Origin of the sequence: Sporosarcina cascadiensis (assembly GCF_009650995.1) — a bacterium.
GTDB lineage: Bacteria > Bacillota > Bacilli > Bacillales_A > Planococcaceae > Sporosarcina > Sporosarcina cascadiensis.
Genome location: NZ_WHVV01000007.1, coordinates 128,385 through 149,307 on the forward strand (window position 1 = coordinate 128,385; position 20,923 = coordinate 149,307).

Sequence of the window (20,923 nt, forward strand, 5' to 3'; positions counted from 1 at the left end):
GTATTCCTATGAAGATAAATAAAACAAAAGGAGTGAATGCATTGTCTCTATCCGTTAAGCAACTACTAGAGAACAAGGGGATTCAGGCTAAGCCGGAACATTTGGAGATCTTGGAAAGTCGCTGGAAGGGTATGCAAGAATTAAGAGGGACATTAGAAAATATGAATATCGAGGACGCTGACATAGGGCTTCGTAATATTCCTGGAGGTGATCATATTGGCTAAAGAATTGATTCGGAAATCTGTAGAAGAATTGGCCCCGTTATTGCAAAACGGCTCATTGTCACCGGTTGAACTGACTGCGGCGGTTTTGGATCATGCAGAAGAGACACAGGATACGATCAATGCCTATATGACATTTTACCGGGAAGAAGCAGAGCAATCAGCACGTGAAGCAGAAAAAGAAATTAAAGACGGCAACTATCGAGGCATGTACCATGGAATTCCAATGGCCTTGAAGGACAATCTGTATTTTAAAAATAAAGTGACTACGATGTCATCCAAGATTCACAAAGATTTTGTTCCGGATGATGACGCGACGGTCGTCAGCAAGCTGCGTGAAGCAGGAGTGATTTTTACCGGTAAGCTGAGTATGCATGAATACGCTTGGGGAATCACGAACAATAACCCTCATTACGGGGCGGTCCGCAACCCGTGGGATACGGATAAGATTCCAGGCGGTTCGAGCGGAGGATCCGGAGCGGCGGTTGCGATCGGTTCAAGTGTTGCATCGCTGGGAACGGATACTGCTGGATCCATCAGAATTCCGTCTTCCATTTGTGGAATTATCGGATTGAAGCCGACACATGGACGAGTCAGTAAATACGGCTGTTATCCGCTTGCCTGGACGTTGGATCATATTGGTCCGATGACAAAGACAATCAAAGATGCGGCAGGAATGATGGATATTATTTCTGGTTACGATCAAAAGGATCCTACTTCGGCTGATGTGCCGGTCGACCAGTATTTACAGAAGATTCAAGGGAATGTGAAGGATTTAGTGATCGGTGTAAATGAAGAGTATTTCTTTAAAGAAGTGGACAATGAAGTAGACCAGATCGTGCGCGGAAATATTCAAGCACTCGTGGATCAGGGAGCTAAAGTAGAGGTTGTGAAAATTCCTTCCTTAAAGTACGCAGAATGGGCGGAATTAGTCACATCACTTTCAGAAGCTTCTACGATTCATCATGAAGATATGCTGAAGCGACCTCAGGACTTTGGCGATGATATCCGCATGCTGTTTGAACTGGGTGAACTGCCTTCGGCTGTAGATTATTTGCAGGCTCAGCAAGTTCGCCGTCAGCTGAAACAAGAATTCCAGCAGGCTTTCCAGAAAGTTGATGTGCTGATCGCACCGACATTGCCAGTAGTGGCGAGCACCATTGGAGATGATACAGTAGACTTGAACGGTAAGCAAGTGGATCTGATTGATAATATCATCCGCTTCACAGGACCAAGTAACTTGACAGGATTGCCTGCGTTGTCGGTGCCCGGTGGACTGAAAGGTAATCTGCCGGTAGGTGTTCAGATTATTGGGCCTGCATTTTCAGAAGCTCTTCTGCTGGATGTCGGATACGCGATCGAACAGACGAATCCAATGAAAGGCAGAACGGCGCCGTTATTATCAAGAGCGTAAGATTATATAGATTCCAGTTGCGATAAGGAAAGACACTTTGCAATACAAATAAACCAAAAACTCCGCGATCAACCCAAGATCGCGGAGTTTTTGGTATGTATCCGCTCTTCGACTAAGCGGTACAATTGTATTCGACGTATTAGTTTCTTCGCTATCACAAACCCAGCTGCACCAAACTTCAACCCAAATCCGTTTGTGCAATTGGTGTTACTAGTAGTATAGCCTGTGAGGAACAGAATAAACGTAAAACTTCGAACTGTGAAGAATGTCATGTGACTGTAGTCTTTGGCATGAAAATGAGATAAATTACAGGAACCTTACAGCTACCTTTCATTACGTTAAGATATGAAAAACCTCCTAACTTTATGCATAAAAGTTAGGAGGTTTTCTTACATTAATTTTGAAATAAACATCGTCGCAATTCCGAAATAGATTAACAAAGATAGAATGTCGTTAATCGTAGTAATGAGGGGACCGGACGCAACTGCCGGGTCCACTTTGAATTTATTTAGGATCAGCGGGATGACAGTTCCCGCAATGGTACCGATGATCAGCGTAGCGACCAATGATGAACCTACTACCAGTCCCAGTGTAAAACTGCCTTGCCAGACATAGGCGATAACGGAAATCACAGCACCGCAGACAACACCCAGAATAATACCAACAATTAATTCGCGGGATATTAGGTGAAGCGACTTTTTCATTGTCATATCTTCGGAAACTAAACCGCGGACGACAACAGCGAGTGATTGCGTACCCGTATTACCGGTCATACCTGCAATCATTGGCATAAAGAAGGCGAGTGCTACAACAGCTTCCAGTGTTTCTTCAAAACGAGAAATAATACTTCCTGAGACCAGTCCAATGAACAGCAGCAAAATGAGCCAAGGCAACCGGCGATAAGCAGCGGTCAGGGCAGGGGTGTGAAAGTCGATTGATTTTCCGGAAGCAAACAGCATCTCGATGTCTTTATTAGCCTCCCGTACAACGATATCCAGTACTTCGTCCGCTCGGATGATCCCTACTAAGATGTTATTTTCATTGACGACAGGAAGAGAGACGAAATCGAAACGTCCGATTAACTTGGCAACCTCTCCCTGATCGGTCGTGTCGTGCACTTTGGCGATGGACATTTCCATAATATCCTTCACACAGGTATCTTCCTCTGCGAGCAATAAATCTCTGTAAGATAAGACTCCGACAAGTTGTTTATCGTCATTAATAATATAAATATAATTCAGGTAATGGGCGAATGCTTCATAATGTTTTAATTTTTCCACAGCCTTGCCCACTGAGTAGGATTGATGTACCCACACATATCTCGTTGTCATAATACGGCCTGCAGAGTTTTTTGGAAATTTTCTCTGCTGCCGGATATTTCGTTTTTCTTCCTGGCGCATTTCGGCAATCAATTTTTCTACTTGCTTATCAGGAAGATCTGACAGTAAATAAGATAAGTCCTCGCTCTTCATTTTATCGAGTAATTCTGTCGCACGGGCAGGGCCTACAAGTTCCAGTGCGCGCAATTGTTCATTTCTAGTTAAGAATCCCAGCATTTGAATTAACGTATCAGTTTCCAGTATTTCTAAAAATAGTGTATGACGCTTTCTGGGAAGACGCCGATATTGAGCTGCCACTTCAGCAGGCTCCAGTTCATGAACCGCTTTTTTCAGGGAGTCCATATTCCCGTCTTTGATCAGCTTGATCATCGCTCTTGAAATATCATCTCGATTATTTGTCAATGGCATGTTCTGCACCCCGTTTACATGTAAATAGTAGTTATCTATCTAGTTATCCCCCAAATAACTAGAAAAGAAACAAGAAATAACTGACGACTGACAAAATGCCATAAAAAAAGAGCCTCCGTTTAAGGGAAGCTCCTTCGTAAGTCTATCAGATTAATGGTCCTCTGCCCCGTGGCTTAGGATCAGTCAAAGGATCGCGAGTTTCATTTCGATTGACCATTGGATTGGGATCGATTAACGGGCTGCGTTCTGTATCCGCATTCGTGCCTGTACGATCTGTTCCTGTTAATGGATCATAAAGCTCTGAATCAACTAAAACTAAAATCTTGCCGTGTTCGAAGTGTTCATTATAGCGGTGTGCTTCTTCGTCAGGGATTCCCATTCCGATCAAAGCTCCGGCCAAGCCGCCTACACCGGCACCGGCTGCTGCCCCGGTAATACCGGCAATAATCGGTCCGGCGGCGATGATCGGTCCGACTCCGGGAATTGCCAGTGCACCCAATCCGGTTAATACACCGCCGAGTCCTCCGAGCAAGCCTCCGGTGGCAGCGCCGGTAGCAGCGCCTTCGCCTGCATGAGTATCTGTTTCTTCTACTACATGATCCACCTCGGCTGCATCCTTACTGATGACGGAAATTTCATCTGCCGTGTACCCTTGACGTTTCAAGTTCTCAATCGCTGCAATCGCTTCTCTGTCTGTGTCATAAGTTCCTACTACATGTCGTTTCGCCATAATTAGTTCCTCCTCTAATTTTTTGCTGCCTATTTTCTTACTACTAAAAAACTACCCTGTTTTCTATAACGTAAAACGTATTGGGGAAATTGGAGATTCGACAGGAGAGGGGGGAGTACGAGAAAAGCTCGACAGAATATCCTTATTAGATACAATTTTCTTTCTTCAGGACATGCTTGTAACATAAGTCTTTTCTTTGTAATGCACTCGACTGATAACTGTAATGAAACTGTAACAAAGGGTTGGTAAGCTGTACCTAATCAAAAAAATTAGGGGTGGCATATTGAAGAAGGTTTTATTTTCGTTAGCAGTAGCCATGATGATGACAATCTTCACGAGCGGAATGAACGAGACATCCGCGGCAGCTTCTGTACACACAGTTAAAAAAGGTGATACATTATATAAAATTTCGCAGATGCACAAAGTGTCTGTTACCAATATAAAGAAATGGAATAACTTAAAATCCTCAGTGATTAAGCCGAATCAAAAGCTTCGCTTAGTGAAATCATCAAAAGTGGCTTCCAGCACATCTTCGGCAAAATTACCTTCACGCAATGATGATCAGGCAGTGAAGGAGTTCACGGTGAGTGCAACAGCGTACACAGCACACTGTAACGGCTGCACAGGCTTAACTAAAACAGGCTTGAACTTACGCAAGAATCCGGATTTAAAAGTCATTGCCGTCGATCCGAATGTGATTAAATTAGGAACGAAAGTACATGTCGAAGGGTATGGCTATGCAGTAGCCGGCGATATTGGCAGTGCGATCAAAGGCAATAAGATTGATGTATTTATTCCAAATAAAACACGTGCGTACCAATGGGGCCGCAAAAACGTTACAATTAAAATTCTTGATTAATTAAAAAAACTGGACCGCCTATATAAAGCGGGTCCAGTTTTTTGTTTTGAATAGGAATATGGAGTCTGCACCAAAATGTGTGCTTGACAGGCTATTTCATGAGCAGTTTGAGACTGGACTGTGATTGCGCAATATAGGGTAAGTGGGAAGAGACCGTTTCCCTGCCTTAATTTCTGCGCTCTTTGCAGAAATTAAGGCAATACAGAGTTCCTTCTGCACGCTATTTTCGCTTCGCTCCCGCAAGTTGTCTCACCTGTCGGGCTGATCCTCCCAGAGTCGCCTAAAACCAGTGCTCCTAACGCTGCGCTTTTACTCGCAAAAGCCGTTCTTCGTGACGGCTTTCACTCCGGTACACTGGCTGGTGTTTCAATATTTTTTGTGTGAGTGGCATATGAGCATACTATTTGAGACTGTCATAATAGGTATGGTGTTCATGCAATGCTTAGTATATTGCAAAGGCTTAGATTTTGGTGATCAATGCGTTTGCAGAGTCGAGTAACGAAAACTATAGCAACGAAATACGCACTCTGCAAAAAAGCAGCATGTCATACATTCTACACGCCAGCGAAGGCGCAACTGCGGGGTCGGCCTTACGCTATGAGCCTGCTGGCACGTTCTTCGCCAGTAGGCTCATAGCGTAAGGCAATCCCCCAGCGTCGAAGCGGGTTTAAACTGCAAACTCACACTTCAATTAAAATCCCTACAAAGTCGAGAAACGAAACCCGCATATATTAAATCCACACACTACCAAAATGCAGCAGGATTTTCGCAATACGCAGGTGACAGGTTGTCAAGAACAGATTTTGGCGTAGACTCGGAATATGAATTAAAAAAACATGAATCTTTCTACTGAAAGAATTCATGTTTCGATTATACAAATGAAACTACTTGATTTTTTCCATTACGTTTTGCTCTGTACAAGGCTAAATCCGCTAAATGAAATAAATCTTTAAAACTTCTCACATCGCGCTTCTGATTATCAGCCAGACCCATACTAATGGTAATTTGATCGGAAATATCTGGGAGTTCCAATGAGAGCGCTTCCACCTTATTTGCGATATCCAATGCTTTTTTCGTGGCATCCTCCAGAGTGATGCCTTTCATGACTAAAACAAATTCATCTCCGCCGAAGCGTCCCAGCACATCATCTTTCCGTATTGCAGAAGAGCAGATCCTTGCCACTAATTTAATGGCTTCATCACCAGCCAGATGGCCGTATGAATCATTAATAACTTTCAAGTTATCCAGATCAAATGCAATACATACAATCGTATTTTTTGTGACAGCAGAATCTGTTAGCCATCTATCAGTTGTTTCTTCCAGATACTTACGATTATATACACCTGTCAAAAAATCGATATGTTCGTACTTCTGTACTGTAGAATTTTGTAAACGAAGTTTTAATTCCAGTGAAGTTTTAACCCAATTTTGATTTTCGAGTTCGTGCAGTAAATCAATGTATTCTTTTTGAATGAGTGCCAATTCATCAAAGCTGCATAGTTTTTCTGCCAGAGCAATCCTCTTTTGCTGGATTACCTTTAATAGTACATAGTCATGAAGCAGCTCCTCTTTCTCCTTCGCGAGAGTGTAGAATTGAAATGCCTCGGCAGGGTGTTCAAGCATCTCATGAAGACGGCCTTTTAAGATTGTCAGGAATGCTTTCTCACGCGGGAAATCGTCCAGCTCAGATAGTTGGTTCAAACAGTTTATGCTTGTCAGCGCCACGTCGCTGCGTTCCAGATTGAGAGAGGATTCAATTAATTGCAAATGAGCACGGATAGAAAGAATCAATCGGTCTTTTGCATACAAATTAGCAAATTTCACGGCTTTCTGCGCTGCTTTCATTGCTTCAGGAAACTTTTTCAGTTTGTTCAGCGCATTGCTGAGGTTGCTGTAAGCGATACTCGCATAGATAAAGTCCTCGGTTTCCAAAGCAATCGACAGAACGTCTTCTATCAATTTTCTGCCATGTTCATAGTCGGCAGCAAATGCACTTACAAAATATTGTAAGTAGTAGGAACGCATCCAATCCGATTTTGTTCCATATGACAGGCAGCCTTCATGATGCGCTTCAATATGAAAGAGTACTTTTTCGAAGTTGCCTGTATAGTAATAGGCCAATGCACTGCTATAATGCGCCGATAAAATCGCTTCAGCATCAGAAAAACGAATTCCTTTTTTCAATAACTCCTCAGCAGCTTCAGCTACTTTGTCATAATGTCCTTCGTTTCTATATTGACTAATCGAGCGCTGCAGAGAGCTGATCTCATCTTCAAAAAGCATATTAGTCCCTCCCTCATTATCTATTTATTGTAATTAAGGACTAAAGTTTTAAAAGGTGCATGTCTTATTTGCTATCATTATAACACATCTTACCATAAATAGAGTGGAGAAATAGAGTTATTTAAGAATAGTTAGACTTATTTAACAGCCTTCTAGTTTTTTGTACCCCACTCCGATAATAGATAAACGTCCTATTTTAGAAATGAGAGAATTATTGTTTTTAGTAGGAAGGTTCTAGTTTACTTACGCTGAATAGTTTTAAAGTGCCGGATGAACAGCTCAGGTTCATCAATTATTTCGAAAGTGAATACTCCCTCGTGTGTATGAAGGTAAAAGAGCCCTGTTTGACCGGAAAAGGGGCGATAAGACAAGTCGAAAACATCCTTGAGAGGAAAAGTGCGGTGGGAAGTAGTGATGCGATCCTGAAATAAACTAATGGAATGAAACGATTTATGGTAGGTCTGTTCCAAACGGTCAACGACTCGCTGGATAGAAATGTAGGAAAGAGATTGAATTAGCTGTTCTGAAGAATGACTCATATGAAAACCTCCTGTTCGCAGTATCATGGTAAGGATCAACTAGTGTAAACGACAATTCTGCTGCAGAACTAAGTGCGCCGAATGGAATGAATAAGCTGTGCTGCACCCGCAAACAGAAGGAAAACAATAGCTCCTGTCATATCTAAGTAAACATCTTGTATAGTAGCAGTGCGGCCGCCTGTAAATGATTGATGCAATTCATCCGCACAGGCTAAAATCAAGGTGATAAGGGCGGCTCCAACTAAGCGTCCTTTGCGTTTGGGGAGCAGCCAGTAAATGATGAGAGCTAAAAAGCCGAATGTTAGAAAATGAGCGGACTTTCGAATTAAGAATTCCACAAAATGATAGTAACCGCGCTCTTCAACTGTAATAGGACGGTCCCAATAAGAAAACTCCAATTTAGCAAGCAGGTTTTTCCCAGGCTCACCGGGAAGGAGTTGTTCAAGAGTGGTCACAAGGGATTGCTGTTCATACGTCTGGCTTGATGAAACAGCTAACCCGATTAACAGGGAAAGCAGCAGTAGAAAGACGAGTAATTTTTTCATACTTGAATTGTATCATAAAAACTTTCATGGATAAATTTTTTAGGAAGAGAAGGTCTTCAGTTAAAATATGCAACTGAAGACCTTTATATTAGTCTATTTCGGATTGGTTCATTCTATTGACAACGCGTATGTCTTTCAGTCTTCAGGCTATCGTTTCGCTTCCATTCCGCGAGACTTTCAAATGAATTTAAAAGAAGGATAAGAAGATGGTATACATAGTTGTTTCAACGTGGAACTGTTCTGGCAACAATCTATCAAATTGTTTTCCTTCTATATAGTAGACTAATTGCAAGAGGATATGCAGACCAATATTTTTGTAGAGTAGTAGATACCATTTAAAGACAACTAAAACCTGAAATTTCCATTACCAATTGTGAAAGTATATGCTAGGATTTAACTCGGATGGTTAAAAACTTCGACTTTTAAACTTCTTCCTGTTAGTAATTATTTTTGGGACAAAGTGAATGATTAGTAAATTGTGAAGAGGGTATAAGAGTGGAAGAGCGTTTTTATTTAAACCGCTCCATGTGTCATCAACCAACAGTAAAAGCATTAAAGGAGGAAATTAATTAATGAAAGTTCAATCGAAAAAATACTCTAAATACTTAACAGGTGTAGCGTCAGCAGCATTAGTCGCATCCGCGGTGGCACCAGTTGTCAGTGCAGCAGACTTTAACGACGTGGCCGATACAAACTCACACAAAGCGGCAATTGACGCATTATCCAATGCAAAAGTAATCTCAGGATATCCTGACGGTTCTTTCAAGCCGAATAAGACATTGAGCCGTTCTGACGTTGTAAAATTGATGGGTAAATGGCTTGTATCTATGGGATATGAAATTCCGAAAGACTATAAAACGAATCCAAGATTTACAGATTTAACGTCTAAATCAAACGATGAACTATTACAATCTGCAGCTATTGTCAGAGACAATAATGTATTTAAAGGCTATGAAGACGGTTCTCTTAAAGCAGCAGGTTCCATTACTCGTGAAAATATGGCGATCGTCTTGGTGCGTGCGTATGATGCTGTGAATAAAACAGACCTTATCTCATATGTAAAAGAACAAAAGTTTGATAAAGATGTTGTAGATTTAGCAAAAGCGAAAGCGGAAGCGCGTACTGCAATCGACGTACTCGATTACTTCGACATTACAAATCCAGCTGCACCGAACTTCCGCCCGAAAGAAACAACAACACGTGCGCAGTTCGCTTCATTCTTATATAAGACCAGCCAAGTAGAGAAGCCGGGTGAAGAAACACCTGAAGCTCCTGCAGTGGCGGAAGTTACTTCTGTTGAAGCAGTTGGCGAGAAGGAATTGACAATCAAAGGAAAAGATCTTGGTAACCTGAAGGCAGAACAGCTGACAATCGAAGGAAATGAAGTTGCTTCATTCACAGCTAATGCTAACGGCACTCAAGGAACAGTGGAATTGAAGAATCCACTGACATCCGGCAAAGAAATGACTCTGAATTACACAGTGAAAACTGAAGGAGAGCCGGATCAAGTCACACCGTTTAAGTTTACTTATACGTATGAAGTAGCAAAAGTTGTTGCTACGACTACACAAGTGAACGCAGGAACTGAAGGTCAAGTATTGGGCTTCAATGTGAACGGAGCACCAGCTGACATGAAAAAGCTGAAAGAAGCCGGCTATACGGTGGAATTCCAAGCTACGAAGGACGTATTCGCTAATAAAGCAACGGGAGAATTGAATAAGGATAAGTTAGTAAAAGGTACTTCATTCTCTTATAAAGTTACAGTTTCAAAAGATGGCAAGCCTATGGAATCTGAATTAGTAGACGTTAAAGTAGTAGAATACGGCTCTTATGTTTCTTCTATTGATGAAGTGACAGTTACACAAGATGGAGTTACTGTGAAGAACGGTAAGTTGGCTCTTGGCACTACTGCAACAGTAAAAGCTACAAAAGCAACTACTGTGAACGGCACGGTTGTAACTGATCCTGCAAATGCTACTTATTCATCATCGAAGCCGAGCGTAGCGACTGTAACATCTAATGGAACGATTACGCCGATCAGTACAGGTGATGTGAATATTATTGTTAAAGTCGGAGATGTGACTAAAGAAGTTTCATTATCCGTTGTAGCCGGCAGCAGAACACCTGCGAAAGTAGAAGCAGCTGCTTCAAATGTTCTCGAAGGTAAAACACAGGATATCAACCTGACAATTACTGACCAGTATGGTGATATGTTTAAAGGTGATGTAACTTTAGAATCTAAAGACAGCACTGTTGGAACGGTATTACCAAGTGCGCAAACTGTTACTGATGGTAAAACAACAATTAAGGTGACAGGCGTTAAAGCAGGCACAACAGAGATCCAAGTTAAATTCGGCGGCAATGTAGTCGGTACAGTTCCTGTTACAGTATCTGACGATGCTCAAGCTGCAAATACTAAACTTGAGCCAGCAACTGCGGGCAAAGATTTAACACTTGATATTATGAAAGGTTCCCAGGATAGTACAGTAGACTTGGTTTGGAACAAATACAATCAGAATGGCACATTGGTTGGGCAGGATCCAATTAAGGTGGATACGTACACGATCGTATCATCTGATCCATCAGTAGCTAAAGTTGGTGCGAAAACAGCTGCCGGTGTCGTAACGATCGAAGGTGTTAAAGCAGGCACTGCAACTATCCAAATTAAAGAAGGCGACATTGTTCGTGCTTCTGCAACAATTACAGTCAAAAATTCTACACCGACAATCTCTGCTGTGAACTTTGAAAATACACAGACGGTAAAAACAACTGCTTTGGATGTAAAAGTTCTAAAAGAAGCTGGTATTACTCTTACTTCAACAGAGCATAAAGCTAAAATAGACGGCAAAAACATCTATATTGATCTTGGTGGTACAACAGGTAAATATGACGAGGACGCTGATATTCTAATTGGTGAAATCAACACTAGTTTCTCAGGTGCATCTGATGCGATTACCGATATTGTCATTGAAGACGGTTCTATTAAAGGTAAGGTTAAAGCGGGTACTGAAGGTACTCTAGTCGTCAGCGTGACAAATGCTGAAGATAGCAGTAAAGTAGCAACGAAAGATGTCTCTGTAAAAGTTCCTGTTCAATAAGACATTTAAAACTATTAACCCATTCCCCAATTCGTTTAGGGGAATGGGTTTTTTACGTTTACTAAGCCGCTTACCAAGGGTACAGATAAAGTAGAGCAGATAAGCTTTAGAGAGGAGTGGGAGTATGAGTTGGTTAGAAGGAATTAATTTTACGACTTCATTGGTTATTTTACTGATATTGGCTGTGCCGATCAGCATCATAATATTCTTGTATTTTTTTGACCGGAGTCAAAAGCAACATGCAATTTTACGTAACTATCCTATATTAGGCCGTGTGCGTTATATGTTTGAGAAGGCGGGTCCTGAAGTCAGGCAGTATTTATTTAACGACGATAACAGCGGAAAGCCATTCAGCCGGGAAGAGTATTTACATATGGTTATGCCTGGCAAATACTTGAGCAGTGTCATAGGCTTTGGATCTAAGCGGGACTTTCAGGAGCCGGGACACTATATCCGAAATTCTATGTTCACTATGCAAAATGAAGAAATGCGTGTGGACAATGAAAATTTGTTGAAAACGATGCGCTATGAAGTGGATTCCGATAATTTATTTTCCCGGAAAGAGCACCGTGAGGAAGTAACGACACTTCCTTGGCTGCTTCCTGAAGATGATGCCATTGTTTTAGGACCTGACTGTGAGCAGCCTTTTATTGTACGCAGTCTGTTAGGCCAGTCTGGTATGAGTTACGGTGCTTTGGGAGAACATGCGATTACCGCGCTCTCAAAAGGAATCGGCATGGCTCAGGGTGCATGGATGAACACAGGGGAAGGCGGTGTGTCGGATCATCACTTGGCAGGAGGCGCGGATATCATTGCGCAGATTGGGTCTGGTTTATTCGGGTTCCGTACGGAAGGCGGAGACTTCGATATAGAAAAAGTGAAAGAAAAGGCCAAGGTTGCGCAAATTAAAGCTTTTGAAATCAAGCTGGCGCAAGGTGCAAAAATGCGCGGCGGACACGTAGAAGGAGAAAAAGTAACGGAAGAAATTGCGGCGATACGGAATGTTACACCGTTTACCTCCATCAACAGTCCGAATCGTTTCAATCAATTCAATGACTTTGCGACATTATTTACTTTTATAGAAGATATTCGGACAGCAGGAGGAAAGCCGGTAGGCATTAAAATCGTTATTGGCGGAAAGCAGGACGCCGAAGAACTTGCCGCGCATATGGCGGAGAGCGGAATGGGACCTGATTTCATTTCATTGGACGGGGCAGAAGGAGGCTCTGGCGCCACTTATCAGGATTTAGCCGACAGTGTGGGCTTGCCGTTGCGTTCAGCGCTTGTTTTATTAGATGATGCTTTGAGAAAATATGAGGTCCGTGATCGAGTTAAAATTATTGCCTCAGGTAAGATTATTACTCCGGATAAAGCGGCGATTGCTCTTGCGCTGGGGGCAGATCTCATACAGGTTGCACGAGGTTTTATGATTTCAGTAGGGTGCATCATGGCAGAGCGGTGTCACACCAATACTTGTCCTGCAGGGGTCGCCACAACCGATAAACATCTGCAGCGCGCGCTTGTTGTGGAAGAGAAAAAGTTCCGCGTCACGAACTATATTTTGACGATGCGCGAAGGATTATTTCGTGTAGCAGCAGCGGCAGGACTGGATTCACCGACAAAGTTTGAGCGCCATCATGTGATTTATAAAGATGAGCGGGGCCGAATTCACTCAATAGAATAAAAAAAGGACCCGATGAGTAATTCATCGGGTCCTTGATATATTAAATTCTTCTAAAACTATTAAATTTAGATTTCCAATACGGGTTGCTCAGGCTGACAACTTCGGATTTCTTTCCGCCGGCATGAACAAACTTATTATTACCTACATAAATACCTACATGAGAAATTCCTTTTCGGTATGTATTATGGAAGAATACTAGATCCCCTGGTTTTGGCGAGGAAATTTTAGAGGACTGTTTATACTGTCCTGTTGTTGTTCTAGAAACAGATTTTCCGTTCTTTTTGAACGAATACTGAATGAAACCGCTGCAGTCAAAACCTCTTGTAGTCGTGCCGCCAAAGCGATAAGGAATACCGCGCAGGTTCATTGCTGTTTTCACAACACCAGAACCGGCTTTAACAGGTGCAGAAGCTGCTACTGCTGTCGTCTTTTTCAAAAGTGAACTCAAAACATAACCTTTTTTTCCGTTAATCTTTACTTTGTACCACATTTCATTGCCTGCACTTTTTTGGTGAGTTAATTGAACCCGTGTGCCTTTTTTTAGAGAGAAAACTTTTCTATGTTTTGTGCCGGCATCTGCCCGGACATTTATATTGTTAGTCGTTATGTATGTACCGCTTTTCGCTGTTGCTTTACTTGCCGCATCAGCACTTCCGCCCGTGAACCCCATAATCATTACCGCTGCCATCAACATTGAACACAAAAACTTCTTCATTCTGATTCTCCTTCGGAATAATGTATGTCTTGCTCTCTAGCTGCAAGATACATATTACACGAGATAAAGAATCTAAACATTACGTTCTGATTAAGAAGGGGTTACAGAGTTGTAATCTTGTAATGAAACTGTAATATAAAAAATCAGCCGCCTCGTTTTGAGACAGTTGATTTTCTTATAGTACTATCTTGGAAATTTACTTTAGAGCATCTGTAATGATAGAGACTGAACCGTCGCCGGTAATATCATTTTCAGCAATCAGTGGCTCATTTGGACTCTCCATGTCCTGTACATCAGAAGCTAATACTTCTGGTGGGACGGGGTTTTTCAACGGTTCGTATCCGCCGTATGAAGGCTCAGTTTCCTCGAAGTTCTGCAGTTTTTGAGAAATTCTCTCCTGCATGAATGAATCGGGTCTGCGATCCCGGTCAGTTACTGGTTGGGAAGCAGCAGGGGACAGCCCGTCAGTGTAGAATGGCTCGTTTTTCGAATAAACACTGTAAGCCCACCCCTCATCAACGTACAACAGCATCCCGCCATGCTGGACTTCTTCGTAATACTTATTAGTCTCCTCATCATCCATCCCGACATCATGCATCATTTGTCTAACTTTATTCTCACCGGAGATTAACCCGATAAAACGGTCTGTCCACGATTCAAATGCAGAATTCACGTCCGCCGCTGTTTGACTGCGGAGCATGCTTACATCCACTTCATTTTTAGCAATCACATAAATATTATCGTCAAGATAGCCTGTCAGCTTTAATTCTTCAATCTTGTCCAGAAGGTCAGAATGGTCATAATACACACCGATAAATGTCTTGTTATTCATTTCATCCATTGTATTGCCTCCTCTATTATTTCAGATTGGGTAGTATTGATATCATACCCCCTTGTGAAATATGAAAACCTGGAGCAAGCAGGGAATTAGAGAGAAAAAAACCGGCAAGAGCATTAGACTCTTTGCCGGTTTGGGCAGTTATCTTTGAATAGTTACTTTTCGCTCTCCGACCAATCTGCCGTTTTGATCATAAGCAAGGAAAGTGGCATAAGAAGCCAGTTGGAAATCCCTGATTTCATATTGTCCTTTATTCATCATGTAAATATTATGTCCTCTGTGGGCAAGTTCATAATCAAGGTCTCCCGAATGTGAAGAGAAACGGACGATGACTTTGCCGATTGTGCCACATGCATTGGATACTTCCGTTTCCATCAGCACGTCATTATTTGTTACTTTGACGGAAGGGAAGTCAAAAACAGTTGCAGTAAGAGAACAGGTCGGCATGGGAACACCGCAGTTGATCTCTTGCAGAATAGACTGATAGACCATTGGCAGTTCGATGCTGTCTTGAATGTGGTGATAGCTGCCGCGTGTGTCTCTCGCGATTTCTTTCAAAAATGCTTCATCCACATCTTTTCCAAGACCGATTACGAAAATCCGGATGTCCCGGCTTTGCGCAATCTTTACTTGTTTACGGACGTCTTCTTTAGAGGATTTGCCGTCTGTCAGCAAGACAACATATTTCTTTCTGTCGGTTGTGAACCGGCTGAAAGCTTCAGCTAACCCTTTGGAAATGTCTGTTCCGCCTGCTTCTCTGACACCATCTACTGAGTTGGCAACGATCCAAGGAAATCCTTTACTTAAGAACATCCCTCTATTCGTAAAGTGTGTTGCAATATTATCGTCTGCATTTAATGCATAGATAAATTCTTTTGTTTTATCTACCCGAAAACGTTTTGGATCATTCCGCTTCATGCTGCCTGATGAGTCGATTACGAATCCGATTTCCGGCTTATCAGCAGTACATGTTGTATCTGCGATGATTGGAGGCGCGAATGAAACAGGAATCGAAAACTTTTTATTAAGAATGGAGTAGAGTGTATCCTCGTCAACACTTGACCGAGAGATGGCAGTCGCAGTAATTTCATCCTTTACCGCATAACGCGGTGTATTGAATACAGCAGTGGCCTGCCCATTATAGAAATTTGGATTTGAATTCTCAAACGGCAGTCCATTCAATGATTCGAGTTTCAAGTAACCATTGAATCCGTAGATTCTATCTCCGCCTGGCCGGGCAAGTGTTGCCGTCACGGTAGTCTGGCCAGTTCTTGGATAGTCGTTTAGAACATCCATCTGAATCTCTGCTTTCGGTTCATAAGTCAGAGTGGCGGCAGCAGCCGGGAGTATGCAGCTTCCTGTTTTGACTACAGGCGTTACCGTGATGGTATCGCTCGTCAGCTTTGTTGTCTTTGGAGCTATCACTTTAAGAGTTAATTCGGGACCATCTGATGTAACAATCGCCTGTTTGGGATAAGTCAGATATCTGCCAATATATTTATCGTTGTTCCAAACCTCTTCATATCTTTCTATTTCAAAAGTTGCACCGCTTGCAGAGCTGACCTCAAACTCCATTTCCTTTTCATATGGAATCAAATTACCGTTACAGTCTCTGAATGTAAAAGTAATGAAAGTAGAGTCCCTTCCATTCGCAGTCAAAACAGGTTTCTCGATATCCACTCCTACTGTATTTCCAGGATTATTACCGCCTGTTCCAGGAAGAGAAGGCTGGCTGGGACGTTCAAAATTCATTTCATCATCCTTAACGAAATTGGCGGGATACTGAAATTTACTGTTATCTTTTCCAGTAGCTTTGGAACTAAGTCCCTCCAGCTCACAGCCTTCACTGCGTGACATTTTATATAGGTAATACACCATTTCAGCACGCGTCAGCTCATCTGCCGGTCCGAAGTCTGCGTAATCATTTTTACCAGTAAGTCCGTTGGCAATGTCGTTTACATATAAGTAATAGACTGCCTCATGCTTGGACAAATCGAGTCCCTGATAGGCAGCAAAAATCCGTGCTGCGTCAGCTTTTTTTACGGAAGCATCTCTCGCATAACGGTTCGTGAATCCATTCAGCGGCAAAAAATGACTTCGTAAATAACGGTAATTGCCCATTGCCTTATGTTCGCCGGGCAACGCGGCGAATGAATTCGGTGAAGTACAGTCAAACCGGACGAGCATAGTCACCAACTGTGCTTCTGTGATCGCCTTGTCGGGTCTGAATGTTCCGTCCTGATACCCCGAAGTCAGTCCTTCATCCTTCGCCCACTGGATTGCATCTTTTGCCCAGTGGCGGTCAGGTACATCTGTAAATGAACTTTTGGCGGAAACTTGCGTTGGCACTAACAGAAATAAAGCAAGCAGCATTCCCCAAATATAGGTGTTACGAGTTTTCAATTGAGCCGGCCTCCATTCTTATTGGAAGAAAATATCATCCCGATAATTTTGTTTTAAATCATTCTCAAGGAAATCCAGGAAACGAGATGTGATCAGTGCAGCTTGTGCTCTCGTCAATTGCTGCTGCGGGTTAAAACGGTTGAATTCATTACCTTGAATGAGACCCAGCTCCGTCGCAACATACACACTGTCTTTCGCCCAGCCCGAAATTTTATGATCATCGACATAGTGTGTCTTAAATCCGGGACTTGGAGCTCTGCCTTCCATTCCAAGAGCGCGTACGAGTATCGCAACAGCCTGGACTCGTGTAACCGGGCTGTCCGGCTGGAATAAATCAGGCGTTACCCCTGTAATGATGCCTTGCTCGACAGCGCTCTCGATATACATATAGTCAGGGTCTTTTGTGGATAAGTCCTTAAAAATCGGTACTCTCGGAACTTTGCTTTTCTTCGGTTCTTCCAAAACACGCAAGTCTACAGCTTTTAAAATACCGACTGTATACTGGTACCGTTTCATTGGTGTATTCGGTGAGAAAAACTGAGATTTCTCATCAAAGATCCCCAATGAATACAGTTTTTGAATTGCGTCTTTTGCCTGATGGCGGTCCAAGTCACGGAATTTAGGGACGATCAGACGCTCAATTTTCGGTGTGTTTTTCTTCTGCAATTCTACTTTGCCTTTCCCGGCACCGAATGGAATATTATATTCATACTCACTGACCATATCGGAAGAACTCACGACGGAGTGACCGCCGGTGAAGCTGGAGAGAGAAGGGTCAAATGGTTCATAAACCAGCACTCTGGATTTACTGTCAGAAGCTTTGCTTGTGACAAAGGCAGAGCCGCGCGGTGTAACGATTTCTGAGTCCATTAATTGAGTTTCAGTAGCGCCCCAGAAGTTTTTATAACCCATACTGCGGCCGTTTAAATGAACCGTAATGATCTCTTCCTTTTTTGCAGTAGTATCTTTAAATTTGTAAATTTTGCGGCCGACCATATTGCCGGAGTAGTAGCTTGAAGCAGGCTGATTGTCAGAGACAGTGCCCTCGGAGTATTGATAATCTTCCAAAGTGTACGTATTTTTCCCGATCGTCACTTTTTCCGAGTAACTCTTTACTTCAAATTGTGCGGTAGTCTGTCCTTTTCCGGCATGATCACTGACGTTCGCCGTGTAATTTACGCTTCTTGTCAGTTTATCGCCATTTGCACTCGTCAGCGTAAAACGATTGGTGCGTGTCAGGGTATTCTTATTTTCCTTTTCTGTGACGACCGCTTTACCGGAAAATTGAATAGGATAGCCGGTCAGGAAAAACAATTCTTTGTACTCGTATTCATTCATCACGCCGCCGTTTACGTCGACAGGGCCTGCTGATGCAGGAGATGTGTGAAGAGTCAGCGTCGCGATGAAAATAGAAAACAGAAAAAACATACTGGCTTTTTTAAAGAATTTCATTGCATGCACCTTCTTTTTAGGCAGCAGGAGTAGGATTCCTGCTGCCTTATTTTTAATCAACGATAATCATTCTGCCTTTGACGATATCTTCAGCCACTATATAGAGTCTGTCATTAATGCGTAAATCTTTTGGATGGATTACTGCGCCGTTTTTAATGAAGGTAGCTTGCTGGATATCCATTTTATTAATGAAGCCCTGCGTTGCCCAGGCACCATTCCTCCACTGGCTGACATTGCGTACATCTATCATTTTTGCATCGGGGGAGACAGCAGACAATCTGCCGGCAGACACGATGAGGTTTGAGTGATGATCCGTGAGATGCGCAGCGATGACTTGATTCCCTTTCATATAGAAGTATCCATAGTTATCCATCTGGAACTTTAAATCCATTTGAGGGATCAAATCATAATAAACGCGTCCTGTATTCTTGACTGCATATGTTTCATTATTGAACTCAAAATCTTTGTCTGCCGAATGAACCCAGACATTATTTTTCAATTCCTTCAATGCAGACAAGCGCAGCTGATAGCCAAGCACACCTGATACTTTTCCGTAGAAAATAGAATGATCAGCCAGGTTTGGACTGTCCAATCCATCATTGCTGATATGTATGATGTTGGCGTATTGCTTGTTCATTGGGCCGGCTGCTGCGACGAATGCAGTTCCGTACGCACCGAGGGCTTCCGGTTCGACCAGTCTGCCATTACGGATCAGAATAGTTCCGGCATGATAATGAAAACGTTCAGAATTCATTAACGTGATTTGTTTTTGGCTGCCATTAAAGCTTTTTAGCGGTTCATAATAAGTCCGCTCACTATCCTTCTGAATGATGATGCGTTCCACTTGTTCTTTACCATGCTTGCTGACTGTTGCGAGATACACTTTATGATTCTGATATTTTCGCAGCTGGTTGTGGGGGACAGGTTTGTCATCTAAATAAATAGGTGTCTGTGCGGCATAATAATAGCTGGTATTACTGTTCTTTTTCGTCGGGAACCAATACCAGTCCCTGAATTGCGTTTCATCACGCATAATGATTTTTTTGCTGATAGGATCAATGCTGTGAATGGTTCCTTTGTACAGTCCCGCCACTTGAACGCCGGGCTCCATAATTTCAAGCATCGTTATATAATTGGAGTTATACTCGGAAAACTTGAGTTTGACACGGTCTCCTTCATATAAAGAACCGATATCTGTCAGCTTGCCTTTTTTGAAAACTTCCGTGTCTGCATTCAAGTAGACATTTTTTACGCGGCCGTCATCCAGCTTGACTGTCAGTCCCTTTAAACTTCTTTCCATATAAGAGACGACACCGCTGTATACTTTGCCATTTTCTTCAATGACTGCTGAAGGGGTGTCAGTTTTACCGTTCATCGTCTTGATTCGCCGGAAATCAACATCTGCTTCGATTTCCATACCGAGCTTGAATGCTTCGATCTTCACAGGTACCGTATCGACAGAAAGCTTCGCGTAATTGTCGATGGATAACGTAATCGTGCGTCCGGCTTCATTTTTAATCGTAACTTTACTCAATACATCTTTAACTGTATCTTTGTCCACTTGAATCTCATCATAATGTGCCTTGACGAATGTACCGGTTACGAGTTCACTTGCCTCTGTGCTGGCTGGCGTCATAAAGAAAATCCCTATAGCGACTCCCAGACTGCAAATGAAAATGGAAAACCATTTCTTATTCAATTTATGTACACCTCCAAATTAATTACATCATTTATATATCGGTAGATTGCTGAGTTTTTCAAGAAAAAAGACTCATGTTTTTATGTGGGCAGTTAGCCGTCCTGCTAACTGTTCGTTACTTCGCTGTCTATCGAATTCTTTGTCAGGGTTTTACATATATGATAGGATAATTTTAGAGCTTATTACAGAAAGGGTCGGTTTTATAATGAAGAAAAGACAGTTAATGGCGCCGCTTGGTTTATCTCTTCTATTATTAGGAGCTTGCAACGGAGATACCGAAGAAGAAAAAAAAGCGGATCAGGAACAAACCGAACCGGCTGAAAACAAAGCACCAGATGCAGTAGATAAATCAGATACGACGTCTTCAGACGAGGATCTGAAGGAAGAATTTTCTAAAGAAGAAGGCGTTTCCCAAGTCAGTCTGATCATTACCGAAGATGCCGGCGGATATGTGCTGTTGGATTTCGAAGTAACTGAGGATATGAAGGAAGAAAAAGCGAAAGAAATCGCGAAGAAATTCTATGAGCGTATTGAAAAAGAATATCCAGACCATAGCATAGATATCCAGGCACGTAAGAGCGGAGAAACATTCGTTCAGGAAACGAAAGAAGCAAAATAAAAACATTGCAGAGAATTTCTCTGCAATGTGGTAGAATCAGGTTGTGCGTTCTGGTCAGGAACGATACAGCAGGGCA

16 protein-coding genes are annotated in these 20,923 nt (G+C 42.4%); 6 read left to right on the forward strand and 10 right to left on the reverse strand.

Annotated features, from left to right (window positions below; genetic code table 11):
- Nucleotides 1–8: 8 nt before the first annotated feature.
- On the forward strand, nt 9–224 hold the full coding sequence (locus GDZ68_RS09465; protein WP_228551067.1) for a hypothetical protein: 216 nt from the start codon (nt 9–11) through the stop codon (nt 222–224).
- Nucleotides 217–1,635 carry an amidase gene (locus GDZ68_RS09470; protein ID WP_153722050.1) on the forward strand — a complete coding sequence of 473 codons (1,419 nt, stop codon included), beginning with the start codon at nt 217–219 and terminating at the stop codon, nt 1,633–1,635. The genes GDZ68_RS09465 and GDZ68_RS09470 overlap by 8 nt, the downstream gene beginning before the upstream one ends.
- A gap of 389 nt (nt 1,636–2,024) precedes the next feature.
- On the opposite strand, the gene mgtE is transcribed toward GDZ68_RS09470, so the two are convergent.
- Together mgtE and GDZ68_RS09480 are read right to left on the reverse strand one after the other, a co-directional pair.
- Nucleotides 2,025–3,383: a magnesium transporter gene (gene mgtE, locus GDZ68_RS09475; protein ID WP_153722051.1), complete on the reverse strand. Its 1,359-nt coding sequence runs from the start codon at nt 3,381–3,383 to the stop codon at nt 2,025–2,027.
- A gap of 145 nt (nt 3,384–3,528) precedes the next feature.
- Nucleotides 3,529–4,113 (reverse strand): general stress protein, encoded by a 585-nt coding sequence (locus GDZ68_RS09480; RefSeq protein ID WP_153722052.1) that lies wholly within the window; start codon nt 4,111–4,113, stop codon nt 3,529–3,531.
- 283 nt (nt 4,114–4,396) lie between these two features.
- Between GDZ68_RS09480 and GDZ68_RS09485 the strand changes: the two genes are divergently transcribed.
- A complete protein-coding gene (locus GDZ68_RS09485; RefSeq protein WP_153722053.1) occupies nt 4,397–4,972 on the forward strand; it encodes a 3D domain-containing protein in 576 nt (191 codons plus the stop codon).
- Nucleotides 4,973–5,842: 870 nt separating this feature from the next.
- Here the strand turns inward: GDZ68_RS09485 and GDZ68_RS09490 are convergent.
- The 3 genes from GDZ68_RS09490 to GDZ68_RS09500 all read right to left on the reverse strand — a co-directional run bounded on the left by GDZ68_RS09490 (nt 5,843) and on the right by GDZ68_RS09500 (nt 8,339).
- Nucleotides 5,843–7,255, reverse strand: a complete 1,413-nt coding sequence (locus tag GDZ68_RS09490; protein ID WP_153722054.1) for a GGDEF domain-containing protein — start codon at nt 7,253–7,255, stop codon at nt 5,843–5,845.
- Between the two features lie 239 nt (nt 7,256–7,494).
- Complete coding sequence (locus GDZ68_RS09495; protein WP_153722055.1) at nt 7,495–7,794, reverse strand: hypothetical protein; 300 nt, start codon at nt 7,792–7,794, stop codon at nt 7,495–7,497.
- A gap of 68 nt (nt 7,795–7,862) precedes the next feature.
- Nucleotides 7,863–8,339, reverse strand: coding sequence for a VanZ family protein (locus GDZ68_RS09500; RefSeq protein WP_153722056.1), 477 nt, complete (start codon nt 8,337–8,339; stop codon nt 7,863–7,865).
- A gap of 572 nt (nt 8,340–8,911) precedes the next feature.
- Here GDZ68_RS09500 and GDZ68_RS09505 point away from each other — a divergent pair.
- Both GDZ68_RS09505 and GDZ68_RS09510 read left to right on the forward strand, forming a co-directional pair.
- On the forward strand, nt 8,912–11,437 hold the full coding sequence (locus GDZ68_RS09505) for an S-layer homology domain-containing protein (RefSeq protein WP_153722057.1): 2,526 nt from the start codon (nt 8,912–8,914) through the stop codon (nt 11,435–11,437).
- A gap of 124 nt (nt 11,438–11,561) precedes the next feature.
- Nucleotides 11,562–13,121 carry an FMN-binding glutamate synthase family protein gene (locus tag GDZ68_RS09510; RefSeq protein WP_153722058.1) on the forward strand — a complete coding sequence of 520 codons (1,560 nt, stop codon included), beginning with the start codon at nt 11,562–11,564 and terminating at the stop codon, nt 13,119–13,121.
- A gap of 40 nt (nt 13,122–13,161) precedes the next feature.
- Here the strand turns inward: GDZ68_RS09510 and GDZ68_RS09515 are convergent, their stop codons facing one another.
- From GDZ68_RS09515 to GDZ68_RS09535, 5 genes are all read right to left on the reverse strand, one after another.
- Nucleotides 13,162–13,836, reverse strand: coding sequence for a C40 family peptidase (locus tag GDZ68_RS09515; RefSeq protein WP_153722059.1), 675 nt, complete (start codon nt 13,834–13,836; stop codon nt 13,162–13,164).
- A gap of 196 nt (nt 13,837–14,032) precedes the next feature.
- A complete protein-coding gene (locus GDZ68_RS09520) occupies nt 14,033–14,677 on the reverse strand; it encodes a general stress protein (protein WP_153722060.1) in 645 nt (214 codons plus the stop codon).
- Nucleotides 14,678–14,815: 138 nt separating this feature from the next.
- Nucleotides 14,816–17,077, reverse strand: coding sequence for an S-layer homology domain-containing protein (locus tag GDZ68_RS09525; RefSeq protein ID WP_153722061.1), 2,262 nt, complete (start codon nt 17,075–17,077; stop codon nt 14,816–14,818).
- 18 nt (nt 17,078–17,095) lie between these two features.
- A complete protein-coding gene (locus tag GDZ68_RS09530; protein ID WP_228551068.1) occupies nt 17,096–18,529 on the reverse strand; it encodes an S-layer homology domain-containing protein in 1,434 nt (477 codons plus the stop codon).
- Nucleotides 18,530–18,581: 52 nt separating this feature from the next.
- The gene (locus tag GDZ68_RS09535) at nt 18,582–20,228 is read right to left on the reverse strand and encodes a hypothetical protein (RefSeq protein WP_153722062.1); all 1,647 of its coding nucleotides are present in this window, start codon (nt 20,226–20,228) and stop codon (nt 18,582–18,584) included.
- 205 nt (nt 20,229–20,433) lie between these two features.
- Between GDZ68_RS09535 and GDZ68_RS09540 the strand changes: the two genes are divergently transcribed.
- On the forward strand, nt 20,434–20,847 hold the full coding sequence (locus GDZ68_RS09540) for a cation transporter dimerization domain-containing protein (RefSeq protein WP_153722063.1): 414 nt from the start codon (nt 20,434–20,436) through the stop codon (nt 20,845–20,847).
- The last annotated feature ends 76 nt before the right edge of the window (nt 20,848–20,923 follow it).